17 protein-coding genes, 3 tRNA genes, 3 rRNA genes and 1 pseudogene are annotated in these 22,998 nt (G+C 51.7%); 18 read left to right on the plus strand and 6 right to left on the minus strand.

Annotated features, from left to right (window positions below):
* Positions 1-31 precede the first annotated feature (31 nt).
* From msrQ to KIN_RS22425, 9 genes are all read left to right on the plus strand, one after another.
* Positions 32-661 (plus strand): protein-methionine-sulfoxide reductase heme-binding subunit MsrQ, encoded by a 630-nt coding sequence (msrQ, locus tag KIN_RS09855; protein WP_159806440.1) that lies wholly within the window; start codon positions 32-34, stop codon positions 659-661.
* The gene (locus KIN_RS09860) at positions 662-1,396 is read left to right on the plus strand and encodes a histidine phosphatase family protein (RefSeq protein ID WP_159806442.1); all 735 of its coding nucleotides are present in this window, start codon (positions 662-664) and stop codon (positions 1,394-1,396) included.
* A gap of 676 nt (positions 1,397-2,072) precedes the next feature.
* A 16S ribosomal RNA gene (locus tag KIN_RS09865) occupies positions 2,073-3,536 on the plus strand.
* 151 nt (positions 3,537-3,687) lie between these two features.
* Positions 3,688-3,764 (plus strand) — tRNA-Ile (locus KIN_RS09870).
* Between the two features lie 16 nt (positions 3,765-3,780).
* Positions 3,781-3,856, plus strand: a tRNA-Ala gene (locus KIN_RS09875).
* Positions 3,857-4,158: 302 nt separating this feature from the next.
* Positions 4,159-6,988, plus strand: a 23S ribosomal RNA gene (locus KIN_RS09880).
* Between the two features lie 79 nt (positions 6,989-7,067).
* Positions 7,068-7,182, plus strand: a 5S ribosomal RNA gene (gene rrf / locus KIN_RS09885).
* Together the 16S, 23S and 5S rRNA genes with 3 tRNA genes alongside form the textbook arrangement of a ribosomal RNA operon.
* A 75-nt stretch (positions 7,183-7,257) precedes the next feature.
* Positions 7,258-7,334, plus strand: a tRNA-Met gene (locus KIN_RS09890).
* A gap of 223 nt (positions 7,335-7,557) precedes the next feature.
* Positions 7,558-7,761, plus strand: coding sequence for a hypothetical protein (locus KIN_RS22425; protein ID WP_243144885.1), 204 nt, complete (start codon positions 7,558-7,560; stop codon positions 7,759-7,761).
* A gap of 99 nt (positions 7,762-7,860) precedes the next feature.
* On the opposite strand, the pseudogene KIN_RS22680 reads toward KIN_RS22425, so the two are convergent.
* From KIN_RS22680 to KIN_RS09910, 3 genes and pseudogenes are all read right to left on the minus strand, one after another.
* Positions 7,861-8,913 (minus strand): annotated as a pseudogene (locus KIN_RS22680) (recombinase family protein); the annotation flags it as partial.
* Entirely contained in the window at positions 8,910-9,080 is a 171-nt protein-coding gene (locus KIN_RS09905; protein ID WP_159806443.1) for a hypothetical protein, read from the minus strand. The pseudogene KIN_RS22680 and the gene KIN_RS09905, both read right to left, overlap by 4 nt.
* Before the next feature lie 208 nt (positions 9,081-9,288).
* Positions 9,289-9,708, minus strand: coding sequence for a helix-turn-helix domain-containing protein (locus KIN_RS09910; RefSeq protein ID WP_159806445.1), 420 nt, complete (start codon positions 9,706-9,708; stop codon positions 9,289-9,291).
* A gap of 160 nt (positions 9,709-9,868) precedes the next feature.
* On the opposite strand from KIN_RS09910, the gene KIN_RS09915 reads away from it, so the two are divergent.
* From KIN_RS09915 to KIN_RS09925, 3 genes are read left to right on the plus strand one after another with little or no spacing between them, the layout of a single operon-like run.
* Complete coding sequence (locus KIN_RS09915; protein WP_159806447.1) at positions 9,869-10,072, plus strand: hypothetical protein; 204 nt, start codon at positions 9,869-9,871, stop codon at positions 10,070-10,072.
* Complete coding sequence (locus KIN_RS09920; protein ID WP_159806449.1) at positions 10,065-10,385, plus strand: hypothetical protein; 321 nt, start codon at positions 10,065-10,067, stop codon at positions 10,383-10,385. The genes KIN_RS09915 and KIN_RS09920 overlap by 8 nt, the downstream gene beginning before the upstream one ends.
* Positions 10,382-11,194: a heparin lyase I family protein gene (locus KIN_RS09925; RefSeq protein ID WP_159806451.1), complete on the plus strand. Its 813-nt coding sequence runs from the start codon at positions 10,382-10,384 to the stop codon at positions 11,192-11,194. The genes KIN_RS09920 and KIN_RS09925 overlap by 4 nt, the downstream gene beginning before the upstream one ends.
* 470 nt (positions 11,195-11,664) lie before the next feature.
* Here KIN_RS09925 and KIN_RS09930 read toward each other — a convergent pair whose 3' ends face one another.
* Complete coding sequence (locus KIN_RS09930) at positions 11,665-11,853, minus strand: hypothetical protein (protein ID WP_159806453.1); 189 nt, start codon at positions 11,851-11,853, stop codon at positions 11,665-11,667.
* A 234-nt stretch (positions 11,854-12,087) separates the two neighbouring features.
* Here KIN_RS09930 and KIN_RS09935 point away from each other — a divergent pair, with 234 nt between their 5' ends.
* Positions 12,088-13,524, plus strand: coding sequence for a hypothetical protein (locus KIN_RS09935; protein ID WP_159806455.1), 1,437 nt, complete (start codon positions 12,088-12,090; stop codon positions 13,522-13,524).
* Between the two features lie 30 nt (positions 13,525-13,554).
* Here KIN_RS09935 and KIN_RS09940 read toward each other — a convergent pair whose 3' ends face one another.
* Positions 13,555-14,145, minus strand: a complete 591-nt coding sequence (locus KIN_RS09940; RefSeq protein WP_159806457.1) for a hypothetical protein — start codon at positions 14,143-14,145, stop codon at positions 13,555-13,557.
* A gap of 620 nt (positions 14,146-14,765) precedes the next feature.
* On the opposite strand from KIN_RS09940, the gene KIN_RS09945 reads away from it, so the two are divergent.
* Positions 14,766-15,347, plus strand: a complete 582-nt coding sequence (locus KIN_RS09945; RefSeq protein WP_159806459.1) for a hypothetical protein — start codon at positions 14,766-14,768, stop codon at positions 15,345-15,347.
* A gap of 453 nt (positions 15,348-15,800) precedes the next feature.
* On the opposite strand, the gene KIN_RS09950 is transcribed toward KIN_RS09945, so the two are convergent.
* Positions 15,801-16,373: a recombinase family protein gene (locus KIN_RS09950; RefSeq protein ID WP_159806461.1), complete on the minus strand. Its 573-nt coding sequence runs from the start codon at positions 16,371-16,373 to the stop codon at positions 15,801-15,803.
* A 238-nt stretch (positions 16,374-16,611) separates the two neighbouring features.
* On the opposite strand from KIN_RS09950, the gene KIN_RS09955 reads away from it, so the two are divergent.
* The 4 genes from KIN_RS09955 to KIN_RS09970 all read left to right on the plus strand — a co-directional run bounded on the left by KIN_RS09955 (position 16,612) and on the right by KIN_RS09970 (position 22,936).
* The gene (locus KIN_RS09955; protein ID WP_159806463.1) at positions 16,612-16,995 is read left to right on the plus strand and encodes a hypothetical protein; all 384 of its coding nucleotides are present in this window, start codon (positions 16,612-16,614) and stop codon (positions 16,993-16,995) included.
* A 173-nt stretch (positions 16,996-17,168) separates the two neighbouring features.
* Positions 17,169-17,894: a P-loop NTPase fold protein gene (locus tag KIN_RS09960; RefSeq protein WP_159806465.1), complete on the plus strand. Its 726-nt coding sequence runs from the start codon at positions 17,169-17,171 to the stop codon at positions 17,892-17,894.
* Between the two features lie 33 nt (positions 17,895-17,927).
* Positions 17,928-19,091 carry a hypothetical protein gene (locus KIN_RS09965; RefSeq protein ID WP_159806467.1) on the plus strand — a complete coding sequence of 388 codons (1,164 nt, stop codon included), beginning with the start codon at positions 17,928-17,930 and terminating at the stop codon, positions 19,089-19,091.
* Positions 19,092-19,144: 53 nt separating this feature from the next.
* Positions 19,145-22,936, plus strand: a complete 3,792-nt coding sequence (locus KIN_RS09970) for an SIR2 family protein (RefSeq protein WP_159806469.1) — start codon at positions 19,145-19,147, stop codon at positions 22,934-22,936.
* Positions 22,937-22,998: the final 62 nt, after the last annotated feature.

Raw genomic sequence — 22,998 nt, forward strand, 5'->3', positions numbered from 1 at the left:
GTCAGGCACCCTAGCATATTGGAGTGATGACATGGCGGTCACGGATACCTTGAACCGATCCGCTCGGGCCATACCGGTTTGGGTCATCTATATTCTAGGTATTTTGCCGCTTGCCTACATAATCTTTGCAACGTTCGCTGGTGCGATGGGTATGGACCCCGTAAAAACCATCGAACACGAACTTGGCCAGTATGCGATCATCTTTTTCATTCTGACCCTCACGATCACGCCGATCCGACAATTGGCTGGCGTGAACCTGATCCGGTTTCGCCGATCGCTTGGTCACCTAACGTTCTTTTACGTCTTCCTTCATCTGCTGGTTTGGCTTGGTCTCGATATGCAGTTGCAATGGGGTCAGATGTGGACCGACATCCTAAAGCGGCCTTACATTACCATCGGAATGGTCGGGTTCGTCCTTCTTTTGCCTGTGATGGCGACATCGAATGACACCTCTATCCGACGTTTGGGTGCCGCCAGTTGGCGCAAAGTTCAAAAACTAGTGTACCCGGCTATATTCTTGGGCGCTCTACACTACGTGATGGTCCAGAAAGTATGGGAAGCTGAATCGATGATCTACATGGGGATCGTTCTCGTACTATTGGTATATCGTCTCCGCTCCCTTAAACTCGGGGCGTTGCTCAAAAAAAATAGGAGTGCATAAATGATGCGCCGCGCCTTACTTACGCTTTTGACTACAACACTGCTCAGCCCCGCTGCGTATGCGGCAGAGGGTGGAGTAGATCAGATCTCCACCCATATGGGTGAGATGTCTGTCACGATGGGCGGTGGGGGCCGCGCCGTTGAGGATACTCTGCGGTTCGAACCCTTTCAGATGATCGATGAGCTTTTCGGTCGTTCTGATATTGTTTTCCTGATGCGCCACGGTCCAACGGACTGGAGCAAACTTGACGAAAAAAATGTCTCGCCCACAGATTGCGAAAATCAGCGCGTGATGAGTGACTCTGGTAAGCAGGCGATGCAGGACTTTGGGGCGTTGCTGGCCGCAAACGGATTGTTGCCCGGCAAGATTGTCGTCAGTGAATGGTGCCGGAACCAGCAGACCCTTGAGAACATCAAGATCGGCTTCGACGAAGTGGATCCAAGCATTCGCGATAGCATTCCGGTCGAGACTTCTGCAGACCTGAACCTTTTGCTTTCTTTGCAGGGTGCGGAAAATGTGGTGAACCTGAGGGAGCGGGTTGCATCCTGGGATGGTGGTGAGGGCACTGGGCCTTTGCTGCTGATCAGTCACTTCACCAATATCGAAGAGTTGACGACCTTCACTGTATTTGAAGGGGAGGTCCTGATCGTTGACCCTGATCGCGAGAACCGGGTCCTTGGATATCTTCGGTTGCGCAGCGCTGCGCCCGATGTCGGGCATTTCAACGTCCAGTAATCAGCGCACCGACTCATTTGAGGGGCCGATTCCTTGCCAGATGGCAGAGAGTCGGCCTTTTTTCGTTCAGATCTATCCACATTTGGTGCCGAGTCTGTGGACAACCCCAACTCCCAAGGCTTTTGCGCGGATAAACGACCTGACAGACACGAAGCCACGCGGAAAAGTTCGAGAATATTTTGACCGTTAGTTATTGAAATTAAACGATAATCTAAAAGATCAGCAAAAAATGTCATCTTTATGCAAAAAACCCCTTGCGGGTCTCAGCGCTGGGGCCTAAATACCCCCTCACCGGCGGCGCAGAGATGCACCAACGGGGCGCCAGACGGGCCACACGGTCAAGAAAGCGGAACAAAAACAGAGACTTATGCAGGCAGTTGCGCCAGAAAGATCCAGGCGCTTCGGTTCGTTTTTGTCTCTACGCTCTTTGAAATTGATATAGACATGAAGAGATATGCGGGCGGTTTGGTCCAAATCGATGGATCGACCTCGGCATATCGACTTACTAGAACTTCGGTTCGATGATGTAAGGTCAGCTTCACTGTTTGGACGGCTTTCGATTTCTTATGAAATCCTAAGCACAACAAACAGAAAGAATGGTCTGTGGTGTTCAGTAAGCATCGCAGGTTGATATGTGCAGAGGTTCAACGTCAAGGATAAGCTAGCAATAGCTTTTCAACTTGAGAGTTTGATCCTGGCTCAGAACGAACGCTGGCGGCAGGCCTAACACATGCAAGTCGAGCGCACCTTCGGGTGAGCGGCGGACGGGTTAGTAACGCGTGGGAATATACCCAAAGGTACGGAATAGCCTCTGGAAACGGAGAGTAATACCGTATGTGCCCTTCGGGGGAAAGATTTATCGCCTTTGGATTAGCCCGCGTTGGATTAGGTAGTTGGTGGGGTAATGGCCTACCAAGCCTACGATCCATAGCTGGTTTGAGAGGATGATCAGCAACACTGGGACTGAGACACGGCCCAGACTCCTACGGGAGGCAGCAGTGGGGAATCTTAGACAATGGGGGAAACCCTGATCTAGCCATGCCGCGTGAGTGACGAAGGCCTTAGGGTCGTAAAGCTCTTTCGCCAGGGATGATAATGACAGTACCTGGTAAAGAAACCCCGGCTAACTCCGTGCCAGCAGCCGCGGTAATACGGAGGGGGTTAGCGTTGTTCGGAATTACTGGGCGTAAAGCGTACGTAGGCGGATTAGTCAGTCAGAGGTGAAATCCCAGGGCTCAACCCTGGAACTGCCTTTGATACTGCTAGTCTTGAGTTCGAGAGAGGTGAGTGGAATTCCAAGTGTAGAGGTGAAATTCGTAGATATTTGGAGGAACACCAGTGGCGAAGGCGGCTCACTGGCTCGATACTGACGCTGAGGTACGAAAGTGTGGGGAGCAAACAGGATTAGATACCCTGGTAGTCCACACCGTAAACGATGAATGCCAGACGTCGGGCAGTATACTGTTCGGTGTCACACCTAACGGATTAAGCATTCCGCCTGGGGAGTACGGTCGCAAGATTAAAACTCAAAGGAATTGACGGGGGCCCGCACAAGCGGTGGAGCATGTGGTTTAATTCGAAGCAACGCGCAGAACCTTACCAACCCTTGACATCCTGATCGCGGTTACCAGAGATGGTTTCCTTCAGTTCGGCTGGATCAGTGACAGGTGCTGCATGGCTGTCGTCAGCTCGTGTCGTGAGATGTTCGGTTAAGTCCGGCAACGAGCGCAACCCACGTCTTTAGTTGCCAGCAGTTCGGCTGGGCACTCTAAAGAAACTGCCGGTGATAAGCCGGAGGAAGGTGTGGATGACGTCAAGTCCTCATGGCCCTTACGGGTTGGGCTACACACGTGCTACAATGGCAGTGACAATGGGTTAATCCCAAAAAGCTGTCTCAGTTCGGATTGGGGTCTGCAACTCGACCCCATGAAGTCGGAATCGCTAGTAATCGCGTAACAGCATGACGCGGTGAATACGTTCCCGGGCCTTGTACACACCGCCCGTCACACCATGGGAGTTGGTTCTACCCGACGACGCTGCGCTAACCTTCGGGGGGCAGGCGGCCACGGTAGGATCAGCGACTGGGGTGAAGTCGTAACAAGGTAGCCGTAGGGGAACCTGCGGCTGGATCACCTCCTTTCTAAGGATGTTTCTAGCCAGATCAGCTTGCTGATCTCATGAAACACTTAGCAGTGCTTTAAGCACATAGATCAGATCTTCGGATACTGATCACTCGGTACCAAGCCGTCCTCATATCTCTTCATGGAATAACACGGGCTACCGCCCGTCTTGGGTCGGTAGCTCAGGTGGTTAGAGCGCACGCCTGATAAGCGTGAGGTCGGAGGTTCAAGTCCTCCTCGACCCACCATTAACTCTGGTTTTCAGGGGCGTTAGCTCAGCTGGGAGAGCACCTGCTTTGCAAGCAGGGGGTCATCGGTTCGATCCCGATACGCTCCACCATTGTTTTCGATTTGATCATCAAGCGCTTTTTCAGCGTTTGATCATCCAATCGGATGAATTGACATCGTATAGAGAGATACAAACATCAGTTTGTTTCATTGCGTTTCCAAGTGCGGAAGCGTAGCCATTTGATTGGCAGAATGAAACGAATTAATCCAAGTCAAGTAAACTAACCAAAATATAAACCCTGCACACTTTGAACCAGCGTGTAGGATTTGGGAAAATTTACTCTTTTGATTAATGACTGTTCCTGAACAAAAGCAGGACGCAGTCGCAGAAGAAGCCTGTCTTCTTCTGGATCAAATCAAGCGCGAGAAGGGCGTTTGGTGGATGCCTTGGCAGTAAGAGGCGATGAAGGACGTGATACTCTGCGATAAGCAGTGGCGAGCCGAGAATAGGCTTTGACCCACTGATCTCCGAATGGGGCAACCCACCTGACAGTTTGTTATTGTTTGCTTCGGCAATCGATAATGAGCTGAAACAGGTATTTATAACCTGAATACATAGGGTTATAAAGGCAAACCCGGGGAACTGAAACATCTAAGTACCCGGAGGAAAGGAAATCAACAGATACTCCCCTAGTAGCGGCGAGCGAACGGGGATCAGCCGAGTGATGATTGTGGTTAGAATGGTCTGGAAAGGCCAACCAAAGAGGGTGATAGTCCCGTATAAGAAGCATGATTCAACGTATTAAGTAGGGCGGGACACGTGAAATCCTGTCTGAACATGGGGGGACCACCCTCTAAGGCTAAGTACTCCTTACTGACCGATAGCGAACCAGTACCGTGAGGGAAAGGTGAAAAGCACCCCGACAAGGGGAGTGAAACAGTTTCTGAAACCGGACGCCTACAAACAGTTGGAGGCCCCTTGAGGGCTGACAGCGTACCTTTTGTATAATGGGTCATCGACTTGGTCTATCTAGCAAGCTTAAGCCGTTAGGTGTAGGCGCAGCGAAAGCGAGTCTTAATAGGGCGAATGAGTTAGATGGATCAGACCCGAAACCGAGTGATCTAGGCATGACCAGGTTGAAGGTAAGGTAACACTTACTGGAGGACCGAACCCACACCTGTTGAAAAAGGTCGGGATGAGTTGTGCCTAGGGGTGAAAGGCCAATCAAACTCGGAGATAGCTGGTTCTCCGCGAAATCTATTTAGGTAGAGCGTCATCCGAATACCCCGGGGGGTAGAGCACTGGATGGGTAATGGGGCCCCACAGGCTTACTGATCCTAACCAAACTCCGAATACCCGGGAGTACTAGATGGCAGACACACGGCGGGTGCTAACGTCCGTCGTGGAGAGGGAAACAACCCTGACCTACAGCTAAGGCCCCTAATTCATGGCTAAGTGGGAAAGCAGGTGGGACGACCAAAACAACCAGGAGGTTGGCTTAGAAGCAGCCATCCTTTAAAGATAGCGTAACAGCTCACTGGTCTAAATAAGTTGTCCTGCGGCGAAGATGTAACGGGGCTCAAGCCATGAGCCGAAGCTTAGGATGCCGTAAGGCATGGTAGCGGAGCGTAGTGTGATATAACTCCATGCCTCTTTTGCACTGTTCGCAGTGTACCGGAGGCTCGGAGTTTTCTGTGAAGCCGGCGCGTGAGCGATCCGGTGGAGAGATCACTAGTGAGAATGATGACATGAGTAGCGACAAACAGGGTGAGAGACCCTGTCGCCGAAAGTCCAAGGGTTCCTGCTTAAAGCTAATCTGAGCAGGGTAAGCCGACCCCTAAGGCGAGGCCGAAAGGCGTAGTCGATGGGAACCAGGTTAATATTCCTGGGCCATGTGGTGGTGACGGATCTCGAGGGTAGTTCATCCTTATCGGATTGAATGGGCTGCTTAGAGGTTCCTGGAAATAGCCCCACTGTAAGATCGTACCCTAAACCGACACAGGTGGACTGGTAGAGAATACCAAGGCGCTTGAGAGAACGATGTTGAAGGAACTCGGCAAAATACCTCCGTAAGTTCGCGAGAAGGAGGCCCAGTTTCTACGCAAGTATTGGCTGGGGGCACAAACCAGGGGGTGGCGACTGTTTACTAAAAACACAGGGCTCTGCGAAGTCGCAAGACGACGTATAGGGTCTGACGCCTGCCCGGTGCCTGAAGGTTAAAAGGAGGAGTGCAAGCTCCGAATTGAAGCCCAGGTAAACGGCGGCCGTAACTATAACGGTCCTAAGGTAGCGAAATTCCTTGTCGGGTAAGTTCCGACCTGCACGAATGGCGTAACGACTTCCCCGCTGTCTCCAACATCGACTCAGCGAAATTGAATTGCCTGTCAAGATGCAGGCTCCCCGCGGTTAGACGGAAAGACCCCGTGCACCTTTACTACAGCTTCACATTGGCATCAGGCACAACATGTGCAGGATAGGTGGTGGACTTTGAAGCCGGAACGCCAGTTTCGGTGGAGTCATCCTTGAGATACCACCCTTGTTCTGCTTGATGTCTAACCGCGGTCCGTTATCCGGATCCGGGACCCTGTGTGGCGGGTAGTTTGACTGGGGCGGTCGCCTCCCAAACAGTAACGGAGGCGCGCGAAGGTTGGCTCAGAGCGGTCGGAAATCGCTCGTTGAGTGCAATGGCAGAAGCCAGCCTGACTGCGAGACTGACAAGTCGAGCAGAGTCGAAAGACGGCCATAGTGATCCGGTGGTCCCGAGTGGAAGGGCCATCGCTCAACGGATAAAAGGTACGCCGGGGATAACAGGCTGATGGTGCCCAAGAGTCCATATCGACGGCACCGTTTGGCACCTCGATGTCGGCTCATCTCATCCTGGGGCTGGAGCAGGTCCCAAGGGTACGGCTGTTCGCCGTTTAAAGAGGTACGTGAGCTGGGTTTAGAACGTCGTGAGACAGTTCGGTCCCTATCTGCCGTGGGTGTAGGATACTTGAGAGGAGTTGCCCCTAGTACGAGAGGACCGGGGTGAACGATCCACTGGTGGACCAGTTGTCATGCCAATGGCAGTGCTGGGTAGCTATGATCGGAAAGGATAACCGCTGAAGGCATCTAAGCGGGAAGCCCCCCTCAAAACAAGGTATCCCTGAGAACCGTAGTAGACCACTACGTCGATAGGCCGGAGATGTAAGCGCAGCAATGCGTTCAGTTGACCGGTACTAATTGTTCGATAGGCTTGATTTGATCCAGTAGAAGCTAGACTTTTATGGATCTGAAGAGCTGCACAATGCAGTTTGACTTGAATTTGATGTTTCTTTCTCGGTTTGGTGGTCATAGCGCGAGCAAAACACCCGATCCCATCCCGAACTCGGCCGTTAAGTGCCGTCGCGCCGATGGTACTGCGTCTTAAGACGTGGGAGAGTAGGTCACCGCCAAACCTAGTAAGAAACATCAAAGTATCTCTCTACATGATGCGCCTCAGATAAAGTTACAAATGAGGCAGCGCGAATTGGCGCGGGATGGAGCAGCCCGGTAGCTCGTCAGGCTCATAACCTGAAGGTCGTAGGTTCAAATCCTACTCCCGCAACCACCGACAACGAACGCCCCGCAGAAGTACCTGCGGGGCGTCGTTCGTTCTCATCCGCCATTTCCATGATCGCACCCAGTTCACCGTGCAACTCGACATCAAACCCAGTGTTTGTTGGGGTCACCTTAATGTGATCAATTAGGTCCTGGATCGCTTCGATAGCACGCTGACGGAGCGCGGGATCACTCAGTCCATCGGTCAGTTGCTTGATCTTGGTACGGTAGACTTGCCCGAGATTGTGGATCGGAATGACCGTGTCCCTTTCTTCATGGTGCGCCACTTCGACTTCCAAAGTTTCTTTCTCGGTTTCGAGTTCACTCAGCTTGCTGGTGATGCTCTTAGTGTCGGTACCGCTGATGATGTGATTGACAATGCGATCGATCTGACGGGTCACTTCTACCAGACGTTTCGTTTTCAACCTCAGTTCTGATACCGACGTTTTGCGAAGCCTCTCGACTTCCTTCTGAAACTCAGCGGTAAATTGGTCTAAGTACTTTGAGTTCAACAGACCGGTGTGCAGACCTTCAAATACCCTGGCTTCGACTTCTTTCCGAAGAATGGTTTTGCTGTTCGAACAGGCACGTGAAGCACGATATGCTGAACAGCCATAGCGATCTTTGGCCGTAATCGCCAATGGTCCACCGCACTCGCGGCACCTCAAGACACCGGACAGTGGATGTACTTTCCGGTGTTTTCGGTTAAGTGCGAGGTTATTGTCGTCCCTTGGCATCGCAATACTGTTTCTTGTCTGTTGGTCTTTCACCTGCTGCCAAAGATCATCATCGATGATCCGAAGTTCCGGAACCTCCGTGACTATCCAGTTTTCCTCAGGCTGAGGCTTTGAAACTCGCCTTCCTGTTTTTGGGTTCTTCCTGTACTGGGTACGTCCATAAACGAGGCGGCCAACATAGGCTTCGTTATTCAAGACTCCTGTACCACGGTCACGCTGACCACGAACGGTCGTATCCTTCCAGATGCGGCCTTTAGGTCCTGGAATCTCTTCGTCATTTAGGGTCTTTGCAATCGCCCTTGGGCTCATGCCGTCTGCATACATCTCAAAGATACGCTGGATGACGGCCTCTTCCTTGGGATCGGTTAGCCGTTCTCCAGGTGACGAGACCCGGTATCCATATCCAAGTCCTCCCGCAGCCTTGCCATCCAAAATTCGACCACGTTGCCCGCGTTTAACCTTTCCGCGAAGGTCTTCGACAAAGTTATCCGCGATGGTGCCCAAGAAGCCAACCAGCATCTTGCTCATTTCACCGTACTGGATGGTGAACAGACGGACTCCGGCAAAGCTAAGTTCGTCATGAAGTTGAGAGATATCGGCAAGGTTCCGAGACAGACGGTCTAGTGACTCCGCAAGAACTACGTCAAAGTCTCCAAGATCAGCGTCAGCTTTCATCCTTTCAAAATCAGGCCGTCGCGCGGAACCACCGCTCATTGCGGCGTCAGCGTAGACTTTTACTACACTCCACCCTTGCTTCTCGGCATATTCACGTGCCTCCCGTTCTTGATCCACAAGTGAACTGTCACTTTGCATGTCGGTTGAGTAACGACAGTAGATTGCGCAACGAGTCATTCTGTATCTCCTCCGATAAGCATGCCGGGATCGCGCACGAAGTCCAATGCTGCCTGTCGGCCAAGCAGCCGACTGAGAAGCAGCAATGCTTGTTCCATCAGTTCAACATTGATTTCGGAGGTATTGTTATGGCGGCATTTCTCCGCCAGAGAGATTTGGCATTCCATGATCAGACCCACAATTATGGTCTGAGTTTTCCACCCTCACGACCTGTTGTGGATGCGCACAGAAAGGTTCGGCAAAGTGTGCCGACTACACTATTGTATTACCTATCCGTGGTTCGGCCCTGATCTTTGATCTAGGCAAGGGAACATCGCGGTACCACTGAATTGGGCACGGACTCTGGAATTATCAATAGCTTGCCAATGCTTTTGCTTACCCGGTGAACATCGCCTCAATTATCCCAAGATGCCTCTGCGGACTGAACTCAGCAGTTGCGTCATTGACGATGTAGTTGATCTCCAATCGATACAGTTCACTTACTGCCAGCGCCATCTTCTCTGGGGACGGGTTGGCACCCAAATCGTTCACCACCTCCTGAACAGCTGCGACGACCAGCTTGAGGCGGTCCAGATCAATGGTGGATAGCCTAGTCACAATGCTGCCTGCCACCAGCGCCGATGCGGACACGTCATAAAGAGTGGCCAGCATTTCCAGCCTATCCATCGTGACTTTCGACAGCCCGTTTTCCATGCGTGAAAAGCTGGCACCGCTGATACCGATGCACTCAGCCGCTTTCTCAAGCGTGAGTCCGGCCTGTTCTCTGGCCTGTTTGAGCATGTTGTGGAGTGCCACGGTCGTTGTCTCATCTGTGAAGCCTTTTGCAGTGTTACATTTTTTGTAAGGCAGGTGAAGCCCACCTACAGCCGGAAAGCCTCTGGCGAATCACTTACGAAATACGTAAGAGCGTAAAAACATGAGGCTGCAAGACTTTCTGACTTCGAGAGGGATAACGATGGCATCTTTTGCCACCACCGTAGGGACGACGACAGCCACCATCAGCCGCGTCTCTGATGGTGTGGTTGTGCCGCGCAAGGAACTAATGAAGCGTATCTACGCCGCCTCGGACGGGCTGGTGACGCCTAATGATCTGGTTGGCCTTTATTGTGTCGAGCCATGTACCCAAACTGTGAAAGCCAAGGATCATGGCGATGATTGAAACCCTGTTGATTTCCTTCACCGGCCTGCAACTCACCCTCCTGCTCATCGTCACGGTCGTAGGCGGGCTGGGCATTGGGTTGTTGGCCTACAGCACATCCGAAGTCGTGATTGGCTGGGGCGTCGTGATCTTCATACAGTTCGTGCTATTCTGGACATCTGCGCACTTGGACGCAGTGCTGTACGGGTATAAAGCGGGGATACATGGCGTTAATCCTATCGCATATGTCCTGTTGCATCATGCGGTGCAAATTGCGATCTTATCGGCAAGTTTTGCGGCGGGCCGGGCCTACGCATTCCGAAACAGCCAATGATCCACGTCATGCACTTCGTTCCAAAACTCGTCATTGCCGCGTTGTATGCAGCTAGTCTTTTGATCTGCGGCCCATCAAGTGCGGAGAACTACAAGGTTCCAGCATCTGTGGAACGCCAGGTGTCTGGCATCCTGGGAGAGGCTATCGAGGCTACCCAACGGCTTCCTCGTCCGTCATCAATGCAAGCGATGCAACAAGGCGCCATTCGATTTGTCCGTTTCACCATTGCTGACGGTGACATAGGTGGCGCACCGACAGACAACGACCCAACCCACAGTCGGATATTCGATAAGCCGCACAGCGAACGCGCAGAAATACGGACCGAGGACGCCCTCCGCAGCAACTCAGTGTATGAGGTGACCTTTCAGGTGCGGTTTGTTGAGGGCTTTTATGGAGACAGCGAAACCTTCTTCCAGATACACACCGGTCAAAAACCACCTTTGATGTTCTTCTTCCGCCAGTTTGGGCGAACCCATCTGCTGGCAAACTTTTTGCAGGGCTGCGCCCGCACCTGCGGGCATAATGATCAGCCTGACTATGTTCGTGTAAAGGAGTTCTATCCAGCGTCTGGCATGTTTGGACGTTGGCATCAGTTTCGGTTCCTTATCGACACAAGCAACCAAGGTGAAATGTCGATCTATGTGAACGGCCAGCCGTTCGTCACAAACCAGCCGGTCACGTTCCCATCTCAACACCGCCCGTACCTGCGTTTCGGGGTCTATCGATCTGGAAGCGAAGAAGGGAACCGGACCTCTGTCGTTGACTACCGCAACCTCAGTATTCAGAGGGTCAGACAAGCCGGTCAGTGAGTTCTCGTCCGACGAAGCCTGCGCCATCCACCTGTCAAGTGGCAGGTCTGGTAATGCCGCTGAGCTACCAGGATTGATGATGTTTCGAAATGTTTCATTTCGGCGCTCTTCGTTCGTCAAGAATGAAGCGCGTGCTCATCGTGTTTGACTGAAGGGTCTGATCCCTATCGGCCTTGCTCTATTGACTAGGCTGACTGCGAACCAAACCATTCTTGAGGAAGAAGTCGTTCATTCTTGACGAATAATTCATTTATTCTTCAAGAGGATAAGCCAGATCACGATTTTCCAAACACCCTGCATTTTCATTGAATCACGTTAGCCATTCGCCTAGCTTTGTGATGCGCGGTGCAAACTCACCGCTGCCATCCATCAGGTCCGATCCCTGGTAACATCCCAAAGGAGTTATGCGATGTTCAAACGCACAAACTGGGGCATTCCGCCTCCAAACATCACATGCAAATGCCGCATCATTATGCGGCGGACGACTGGCCACAAACATGGTCCAATTCATCGTCACGGGTCTCGTGCTCGATCAGCAATTCGATTGCATCGCTGATCAGTTCGCCCAATGACCGGCGTCCGGTTTGCAGGACATGTACCTTGGCTTCGACCAGAAGCTCTGGGTCCAGGTTTCTGATGGTGTGACGGTTTCCTGACATCGTTTCTCTCCCGATTGGTGACACCAATATTTAGGGAAACAAGACCGTCACAGCATACGTAGCGGCCAACGTCGCCGGTCTGCGCCATTACCCCCTAAATACCCCGTCAGCCTGGTACGTCATGTCGGACCAGACCCACTTCATGTGGATTGATGCCCCGTGGCTGACGCACATCAACTCAGAAGCGTCCAGCCCAGCGTCCGTCACAGGGTGCCCAGGCTGATGCCAAGGCATATGAAGCAAAGAAACCAAACACGGCGGGTCAATCGTGACGAAATCGAAGTTGCCCGGAAAACATCCGAGAAGGGTCGTCTGCAACGCTTGTTGAGCAAGACGATCTTCTCGCCCAGATACATCGCCTACGTCATGAGCAACCCGGAGGGCCTTCTTCGGATGCCGTACCTGCTCCGGGAACTGCAAGCCATGAAACGCATACTGAAGGCCCTCAAGAAGCGCTCAAACGATCCCAAGTGCAATGCCCTCTATGAGAGGATCAACATGCTGGACGGCAGCACAAAACCCACGTCGCCCCTCTGTGCCATTGCACGCCACCTGACAGCACGATCCATGCACCTTGATCTCGACAGCCTGTTTTTCGACGATTGCATGGGTGAATGGACGATGGAGACCATTGTTCATGGCATCGCCCCCTTCACCGACGACCAGCGCGGGGTGGTTGGTATCGCCCGTGAGAGCTTTGAGACGATCCAGAACGCCATGAAGGCCGCTGGTGCTGGCTATGTCGAGGTTGGTGCCTTTGAGCCCGATCTGCGATCCAGCGACGAGTTCTTCGACAAAGCAGCCCTGCGAAGACTTTGCATGGAACTGGGATGTAGCTTCCCAGAGACCGGGGCCTTCGTTGTCTGTTCGCATCGTCTGGTCCGGGTGCAAAGCGATGATCTGTACCAATCACTGCTGGACGCAGAGTTTCCAGGATACCGCCGTGTTCACCGCAAACACATGGACCGTAACAAAAGCCTGCAACAGAACTGGGAGGACATTCTGGACTACATCTGGAAGCTCGAAGAACTGGTCAATGGGGCCGATGGTGATGCCCAGATCGCCGAGGGTGACTGCCGTCGATGCATCCGGGTCACATCACTGGGCACGACAACGGATGGTCTGAAAGGCCGGACACGTGAAGATGCTCTGTGCGACTTCGGCTTGTTCCTGGACGACCTTGGTCTGGACTTCTTCAAGATCAATCACGTGAACATCTTTGCTCGGGCCTGGTACAATGAAGATGAACGACTGATGTTCACTTCGAAGGGTATCGAACTTATGGACGCCCCTGGTGTCTGCCCTCAGGATTTACACACCCACTGCAACGATGCCCCTCGCCGTCGTCTTCTCCAGGAAACACCAGGCTATTCGAACTTGCCTTTGCGTGATCGGACACGGCTTTTGTTAGCACAACGTGACATGGAAACGTTGAACACATCGCGTGAAGTGGGGCCGCTTATCCCATCAGGTCAGAAGCTGGAGTTCACGGACGGCACAGAGGGCTTCTCTATCCCAATCGTGAGCTACGGTGCCCGGTCTGAGCAGAACAAGCGGCGGTCTGACCAGAAGAATGCGGAAAGCCGACGGGTGGTAGCTGAGAAACGGGCACGGGGACGACGGCAAGAAGCAGGAAGGCGTTCCAACCGCCTCAAAAAGCTCCAACCATAGCGTCACCTTGCATTGACCAAGCGCGCTTCATCACGAGACCACTGCACTGACGGACTGATTTGATCTGCGCTCCCCCAGGACACAGGTTCGCGTTGGGCCACTATAACCACGTTTCAGATGAAAGGCGGCGAGTTGGAAGCCTCCTTGAGGCCAGTCTTTTGGGGTGTCCAGCAAAGCGATTTCGCGGAAACCGAAGCCCATCTCTTGAACATCCCTCATTCTCGCCTTCCCGCTGAAGTGTACCAACGGGATGACCCAGACGATGTTTGCTGCAAGACGCATGGCGTGGATGTTGAATGCCCGGAATTGGGACCATGGAGGGTTACTAACGATCCAGTCGATGGGTTGGTGCCAGTCAAAAAAATCTCGACCCTCATCGATTTCACAATAATGGCTAATGGCACGAGCTGGGAAAGCGTCCAAGAATTGCCCATTTCCACGGAAGGGCTCAAGCATGACACCGGTTGGTTTGAAGTGGCTGATAACCTCCGCCGCCAGATCGCGTGGTGTGTATACGACATCCTGTTCTGAGGCGTTCTTTGTTGGCACCAAACGCCGGTTTTTCGGAACGACCTTGGGCTTCAGTTTGAGTTCTTTCATAACAGCTTCAAGAACAGTCATCCTACCCTTCGTCTGGTTCTCTAGGGCGATAAGTGTTCGGGTAGTCACGCCGGTACATTCGACTAGGGACAGTTGCGTCCGCCCTCGCTGTTGCCGCACTTGGCGAATTGCTGCACCCAGGGCTTCACCATTTGGGTAGTCACCCCATGTCACTCGGCAACCCAATGCTCCGACCACTTTGTTCATCGTCGCGACGGTCGCAGAACTACACTCGGTGCTCGTAATGCTGTGAGGTTTGACACCCGCCTTTCGTGCCACCGCTGCCATTGAATAGCCCTGCCGGAGGCGTTCCTTTCTAATCAGATGACCTAAACGCATAGTGAAATTCTTGGGCTGCCTGTCTGCCGAAAAGTTTCACACGTTTGGGAAGCAAAGATCAACAATTGAACGACCCAAATCCCACATCGTTGGCACACACCGCCGGGCAAAGGCAACGAAACCGGTCACGTTCTGTAAATGAACTGGACCGCAGCGCCGATTACTACAATGAACGAAAACCAGCCGTTGGTCCTCCCTGCCGCGAAAGCTGAAAGAGAGCTCATATCTCCCAAATGCTGCACGGCGAACGTGGGCTATGTATTCAGCTTTCACTGCTTCAAGATGCGATGTAGCTAGTTCGAATGGAATTACTCAGTGATCTCGGATTTGTATTGCTTGGCGCGGTTCTCGGTGTTGGGTCATCAGGTGTTTTCTGGTGGGTACAAGCCCACTATTGGGTGCCAAGTATTAAGTTCTCAGAAGAGATCGCTGAGTACTTGCTCACAAACAACCATAGCCTCTTCCAATGCGCTTTTGAGAACGTTGGCAAGCGAGAAATCATTGATTTGGAAATCCAAGTTCGAGTTGGCATCAAAGGTTTTCTAGGTGCCACGGGTTGGGCATATCATACCGTTTCCTCTAATGCTTCGCGAGTGCCACAACTCGCACAGCGTAAGAGAAGACGGGTAAGGATATTTGATACTCGAGAAGCGGCTACCTTCGTGGACATGCCGTCAAAGTCGCTGCGCGAGAAGATTGAAGCCTGTGCTTCCCTGAGAGAAGTCCTGCAACTTGGCGAAGACGCGGTAGTGCGTATTCACGTGTTTGGGTATGACGGGTTCAGCGGTGCTCGAAAGCATTTCAGATCGCGTGAGTATCGAGAAACTGACATTCGGAAAGGCACCTTCGAGGGATTGGATGTTGTGCAAAACAAGAGGTTCTGAACTCAAGTACCAGCAAATTCTTCAATCTTAGCCTCACACTGAAAGCCCCCAGCGGTTATTGATCCGGCGGTTTGAACTAACCGCTTTGTCAGCCGTCAGGGCGTTTGTCATCCCAAATCGAACCACTGCCGCTGGTTCTGAACAATCTCTTGACCTTAGGTGAACAAATTCGTGATCGTCGCCACGTGCACCCGCTGAGTAATGGGAAGAACTATGAGGGCCTGCGTGCAATCGTCTCAAATGGGTAAGCCGAACCGACACACTTCAATAGTGCCCGATAAACGTCTCACCAGAATAGTATCTGGGTTTCAATACATCCAATTTCGAAGGTCTAAACCCAACTGAGACACAACTCGTCGGGCTTTGGTCCCATGGCCCTGTTATCCGCTTCCAAGTCAAAGGACTGCGAGGATCGGCAAAGACCACCACTCGCCCATTTCGAAGCGCCCCAGTTCATGGCACCGAAGACCTAGAGGCCCCAGGAAGCCATCGGTACAGAGTTGGTACGGACACCCCTACCGCAGCAGCCGCATCCTTGACAGGTATCCCATTTGCCAGCAGTTCACGGACGGCGTTCACTTTATCGGCGGTCATTTTCTTCGGACGCCCACCAACCCGACCCTTTTCCCGTGCGGCCTTGAGACCAGCTTGGGTCCTCTCTATGATCAGGTCCCGTTCAAAAGCGGATATTGCCCCCATGACGTGGAACAGGAGCCTTCCCCCAGGTGTCTTGGTGTCGATGGCCTCAGACAAGCTTTGGAACTCAATGCCGTTCTGGTTCAACCGATCCATGATCTCAATCAGATGTGGCAGACTGCGGGCCACACGGTCCAGCTTGAAAACGACCAGCTTGTCTTCGGCATGGGGACGCAGGTAGTCCAACACTTCTGCCAACACGGGTCTGTCCTTCTTTGCACCAGAAGCGGTCTCGGTGAATATCTTCTCACACCCTGCATCTTTCAACGCCGCGATCTGGGCGTCCATGACTTGGTTGTCCGTGCTGATCCGTGCGTAACCAATATTCATCCAGTCTCCTTCTCAAAACTCATCGGCACCGTATCAGGTTTGGTGATTCGTTTCGATAGGGGTTTTTGATAAGCTCCCAATGTGTGTTTTTTGGGTATGATGCAGCCCACGCCCCGAAGATTTCAAGAACTTTGAAAACGACCGTTTGTGAGAAGACTGATCTTTTGCACCGCGACTTGTTGATCAACGAACAAAAAACATAGACTATAAATGACAGAAGTTTGTTGAGATCAAATTCATGTTGAAAAAGATACTTGGTTTAGTCGTTATCGGCGGCTTGGGATATGTTAGTTATGACTACTATCGTGCGGGGTTCCACACTGCACCAGAACATCAGACTGGTGATTTCCTTTTGTCCTACTCCAACGGCTTACGGGCGGTAATGAGGGGAATTGACAATGAGAAAGCCAGTAGAACCTACCTCGGTTACCCAGCCAACAACATTCCTTCCTGGTACCAAGATACATGGTCCATCTGCCGCATTCCAACTGACGATGAAGCTACTGCATTTCTAACGCACGTGGAGATTGGCCCAGGCGGACGGCTGGACGCAATCTGTGAAATTGATGCAGATGGTGATGTCTTTGTTCGTGGATGGGTCGCATCCGTGCCAGACTTATAAGGCTGACGATTTCGATAATACACCTGCACATCGGTGCTATAGTCCCTTGTTGAAAATGCTGGTTTACAGAAGGAAGAATCGACTTTTCAACACTTGGAAGAGAACAATTATCGACATGGTTATCCGCACCAGTCATACAGTGTTTTATTCAATTTAATGGCGAGTAGCTTGAGATGGGCATTGATCGGGGTGAGGTGGAGACATTTCTCAAGGACTGGGCAAACACCAAGTCAAAGCCACATTTTGCAGTATTGATCGAAGGCCGTTGGGGCTGCGGAAAGACACATTTCGTAACGAAGCTTCTGGACGATGAGTCATTCACGGATCGCAAACCAATATACCTTTCGGTCTTTGGTATTGCTGACATCCAATCTCTTGAAACTAGTCTCTTCTATGCCAGTGCCAGCACGGCCACCAAGACCCTGCACAAAGGTATGGGACTTGCTGGATCGGTCTTCAGCGGGGCGCTAACTCTGGGTACAGGTGGTATCCTAGGTGGCACTGCAAATCTCAATAAGGTTGTTGATGCCGCCACTTCACAACTGGAACAGTCAGCCAAAAACATGGATGGGGCCTTGTTGGTCCTTGATGACTTGGAACGCTGCCAAATTCCGATGCCCGTACTATTGGGCGTGGTAAACCGCTTCGTGGAGCATGGTGATACTCGTGTGATCCTTTGCGCAAACACTGATAACTTGGAAGATAAAGATTTCCAGGCTTTCAAAGAAAAGGTGGTTGGGCATTCCTTCTTGCTTGAAAGCGATCCCGACAGTGCATTGGCATCGTTCATCACCGAGATCGGACAGCCTGAACCCCGTGAACGCTTGTTGAAGTACCACGATGATATCCTTGATCTGTATGGCAGGTCGGGGTTTCACAACCTAAGGGCTCTACGATAGTTCATTTGGCAGTTGGCTTCAATTCTTGAGAAAATGGAAGTGGACTACCACCAGAATGATAAGTTGGTTCAGAACCTTATCATTCAGTTTTTCATCTTCTTCATCGAGTTCAAGCTCGACCTTTCGGACGAAACCTCAACTCTGACGCCCCAAGACTTGCTGGGCAGGTATGACGAAGGCAAGGACGAGGTCCGTCATGTCTATGAGTTCTCATTCGACAAAGACAAGGAACCCACCCCTAAACAGCGCGTCTTTGAGAAATATGAACAACACAATGGGATCACGACAGTCGTCACTGTCCAACAATGGATTTCGATCCTTACCTCTGGGGTTGTTGATGCGGAGCGATTGAATGCCGAACTAGCCCAGTCAGACGAGGTGGCTGGCGTCGCGTCTTGGCCGTCCTGGAAGAGGTTGTGGCACCTCTATGACTGGGATTTCTCAGATGGTTCGGAGCATGAGTTCTGGTCAGATGTCGAAGATATGCAGTCACAACTGAAAGACGGTTGCTACGTCGAAGTTGGAGAATTTCTCCATGTCGTTGGCGTATCCCTTATGCTGGCGGATCACGAACTGATCGATCAAACAGTTCCCGATACGATTGCAGCGATGAAGACATACATTGATGAAAAGTTCGTTGCCCAGCTAACGGATGACCGTTGTCGTGGTGTCAGCGAGAGGTTTGTTCGTCACTTAGATTCATACGACGGCCTTGGTTTTATAGGGCGTGAGGATGATAAGTTTAGGCAGGTGGTGGATCATCTGGTCAAGAGAATGGATGCATGGCACCAAACTTGGCTGAATGAAAATGCAGGCAAACATCTTCTGACATTTCTCACTGAGGACTGGATACGTTTCTTTGGAAACCTCACAATAATCAACCATGCACCTGAGCAGCGTTATTTGGATGTGCCGATATTGGCGACCATTGATGCGGTGAGCTTTGTCGATAGCTGGCTCAGCCTATCACGCCACAATGAACAGGCAGTAGTGGGGAGCATGAAAGACCGCTATAAATTTCGTCCCGCACTCTTGGATGCTGAAGGTCCGTGGTGGAGAGAAATTCAAGCTGAACTCAAGCGTCGGATTGCAATGTCTGAAAGCAAGCCGAGGAATGTTCAGATCAACAACCTGATAAAACAAATCAACTCATCAATGATTGAAGAGTGGGAACTACGGCAGTTTGAAGAGTTCTAAAATGGTAATTCATCTGACCTTAGCTGGATGACGCGAAAGCGGATAGATCAACAATGAGATTCCACGAAAACGGTCCAATCATACCTGATGTCCTACTGGAACGCAGTGACGCAGGCAGGGTCGTCTTCCTCTGCGGCGCTGGTGTTTCATTGCCGTCTGGAATGCCGAGCTTCGTTGGCCTTACGCAGCATGTGATCGATTTCTTCGATCCACCTGAGAACTCCGAGATCATGCGGGCGTTCCAGCCTTGGATTGATGATCCAACTGGTACGAACATGCCGCTGGATCAAATCTTCAACCTGCTTCATCTGGAATACGGTCGAGATGAGGTGAATGCATTGGTGACAGAGCGACTTCAGGCTTCGGCAGGAAGCGGTCAAGTTGGATATCACCACAGCTTGGTCAAACGCATCTCAACCAGTCCAAACGGCTTACCACAGATCGTCACCACGAACTTTGATCTGCTGTTCGAAATGGATGGTGAACTGCCAACGTTTGCACCTCCCGCCTTTCCTGATCTGGCGTTTGGACGTTCGGTTGAAGGTATCACCTACCTTCATGGTCGGCTTGCGAATGCCGACGCTGACCATCACCCATATGTCCTAAGCAGTGCTGATTTCGGACGCGCATACCTGTCTGAAGCTTGGGCTACGAATTTCATCCGAAATCTGCTGGAACATTACACGGTGGTACTGGTCGGCTATCAGGCTGAAGACCCACCGATCAAATATCTGCTGCAAGGTTTGAACCATGACGGTCAGTTTGATCGCACACGCATCTATGCTTTTGACAAAGGTGCACCTGAAGACATCGAAGCCAAGTGGCGTGATCGCGGCGTCACGGCAATTGCTTACGCCGATCATCCTGATCTTTGGCAAACTATGGAAGCATGGGCAGATCGTGCAGACGATCCAAGGGACTGGCGAAGGGCGGTAATTGCGACAACGGAGCAGGACCCAAAGTCACTGTTACCATACCAACGCGGTCAGGTTGCGCATGTGGTGCGTTCCGTACCTGGTGCAAAACTATTGGCAGATGCTCAGCATCCAACTCACCCAGAATGGGTTTGCGTATTCAGCGGTTTCATTCGATCAGCGAAGCGGGTCAAAGGCTATGGTGATGATGCCGAGGTCTTTGAGCCGAATGTGGCTTATGGATTGGACGATGACCTTCAAAACCTAACTGATGAAGACTATCGCCGTGGAACCTTCAACGATGATCTTTTGTCGTGGCGACTTGGCGATGAAAACCCAACTGATGCACATCGACTTGGTGGCAGAACGCCAGACGGCCACACCAATGTTCCGCCGCGTCTATGGCATTTGTTACGATGGATCGGGGATCATCTATCCAGCCCTGTTATTTCTTGGTGGGCCATCAAGCAGAATGGTCTGCATCCACGTATGCTGAACCACATAGAATGGCGTCTGGGTCAGGACAAGGAGCTTGATCACAAAGTTCGGCGCATTTGGAGCTTGATCATCGATCACCACAAAGACCCAAGAAATCGCGAATGGGATGGTGACTGGTTTGACCTGAAGAGACGGGTTGCGAATGAAGGTTGGTCTCCAAGTGTTCTGCGTGAGTTTGGTCGAGTTGCTGCACCAAAGTTGGATATCAAGCCACCCTACAGCTTAGCAGGAGCGCGTCCTCCCACAGCGGACTGGCCTGACATAGAACTTTGTCATCTTGGACAATTCGAAGTGAAATTCTTAGAACGTCACAAAGATGATCTGACCGTACCTGACGAAGTACTTCCTCAGTTATTTGGCTTGCTCGAAGACGCGATGAAGGCCGCTTCAGGGATGCTGTCAGATATTGGTACGACCTACTTTGTCACGCCAACCTGTTACCCTGATCGTGAGGTGGACGGCAAAGATCGGCATAACGAAGCCGCCGACGCAATGAAGTACTTCGTTGAACTGTTTGAACGACTGGTTCAGGCGACACCCGATGTGGCACTGGGACACTTCCTGACGTGGCCAATTGAAGATCAATTCTTCTTCAAGAAGCTGGTCCTTTACGCTTTGTCAAAGGAAGACTTGTTCGCACCTGAAGAGGTTGGTGAGCGTGTCCTTGCCCTAAACCAAGCTACATTCTGGGATACCGACGTAGCGCGGGAACTGGTCTTTCTTCTGGTTGACAGGTGGACGGCATTTCCAGAACCGCTTCGTCACCAACTGGGTGAACGGATTCTCAACGGACCAGACCAAGAAAGCTACTGGTCTGAAGATGTGTATCCAAGCAGGCGTGACGAGTTTATCGCAAGATATGCACGTTACTTGGAAATGCAGGGATGTGAGCTTGCAGCCGATCAAAGTGAACGTCTAGCTGTTATCATCAACAGCATCGAAAACTGGAGCGACGGATGGGCAACCTCTACAGTCACCGAAAACGGTTCCCATGTTGGAACGGATGAAACTCCCGATTCAGTGGTTGATCTCGCCGTCGATGAAATCATTCCCCGTGCAAAAGAGGACCTGCAACGGGACTTTGGCAGCTTCACAGAGAAACGTCCATTCACAGGACTGGTGAAAGCCAACCCGCGCAAAGCTCTGTCTGCGTTGTCGGTTGCGGCCAGAGCGAAAGACTACCCACAGGTGTTCTGGTCAGCCATGATCAATGAGCTTCCTGATGATATTTCTCCAAGGCTCCGAAGGGTGTTGCTGCACCGCCTTAGCCGCCTTCCTCATGCGGTGATCGTGGAATTGAGACACACTATCTGTCGGTGGCTGGAACAGAACATCACAAAGCTGATCGAGTTCGATGACGAGCTTATTTGGGCCGTGTTTGATAACGTCTTGGATGGCGTTGTCGATGGTGGTGACAACGCCACCGAAAGCGGGATCGGAGAAATAAGTCGTGGCGGTGAGGTCATCCCCCAATCACGTCGCACATACCAACACGCCATTAACGGGCCTCTGGGAATGTGCGCGGAGGCTTTGTTCCGTGCTGTACCTGGCGAAAAGCAGGAACAAAACTCGCTGATCCCAGATCACATCAAGAACCGTATTGAACGGTTGTTCGGATCGCCGGGTGAAGGTTCAGACCATGCTGTTTCAATCACCTTCAGCAAGTTGAATTGGTTGATGCACGTTGATCCAGAATGGGTCGAACAACGGCTCATTCCAATGTTGGCATTTGATCACACCGCTGCTGAACCAGCTTGGAACGGGTTTCTGTGTAGCAATAGGGTTCCGTGGTCACCTCTGGTAGTCCTTGTTAAGCCATTGCTGTTGCAAGCCATACCATGGGCTGAGAGCCAGACATGGGATCGCGATTTGGCAAAAGTCGTAACTCAATGGTTGGGTTTCTTGTATCTGTTCAGGCGTGATGAGGAAGACGGTATCAATAAACAGCAAATGCGTCGTGTTCTTCGGGACATGTCTGGTGATACGCGTAACCAATTCATCTGGTGGCTTGGGGAAGTCGGCCAGAAGAACGATGGTGGATGGGTTGGGCTGGTAGCACCTTTCCTAAATGAAGTGTGGCCGAGAGAACGTATCTATCGCACCGCGTCATCTGTCGAGTCGTGGATCACTATGCTTGAAGATACTGGGGCCAGTTTTCCTGTCGTGTACAAAGCTGTGAAGCGTTTCCTTGTACCAGTCGAAACTGACCACCATCCGTTCTATCGATTTACTCGTGAAGTTGGTGAGGACAAACCCATTACAGTGCAGTTCCCAGAAGAGACACTCGATTTGCTTAGCGCCGTAACGCCGCAATTCTTGAACCGACCGCCTTACGAGCTACCGAAAATATTGGAGTTAGTGGTTGAGACTGCACCTGTGCTTCAAGCGGATGAACGGTACCTCAGACTCATTGAGTTAGTCGAGAAAAGCTGATCGGTATGGACTGCTTGCGAAAGTTAGTATTCATTCTCAATCGGAACGAACTGGTCGCGCAT

It is taken from the genome of Litoreibacter roseus, assembly GCF_009811795.1.
GTDB lineage: Bacteria > Pseudomonadota > Alphaproteobacteria > Rhodobacterales > Rhodobacteraceae > Litoreibacter > Litoreibacter roseus.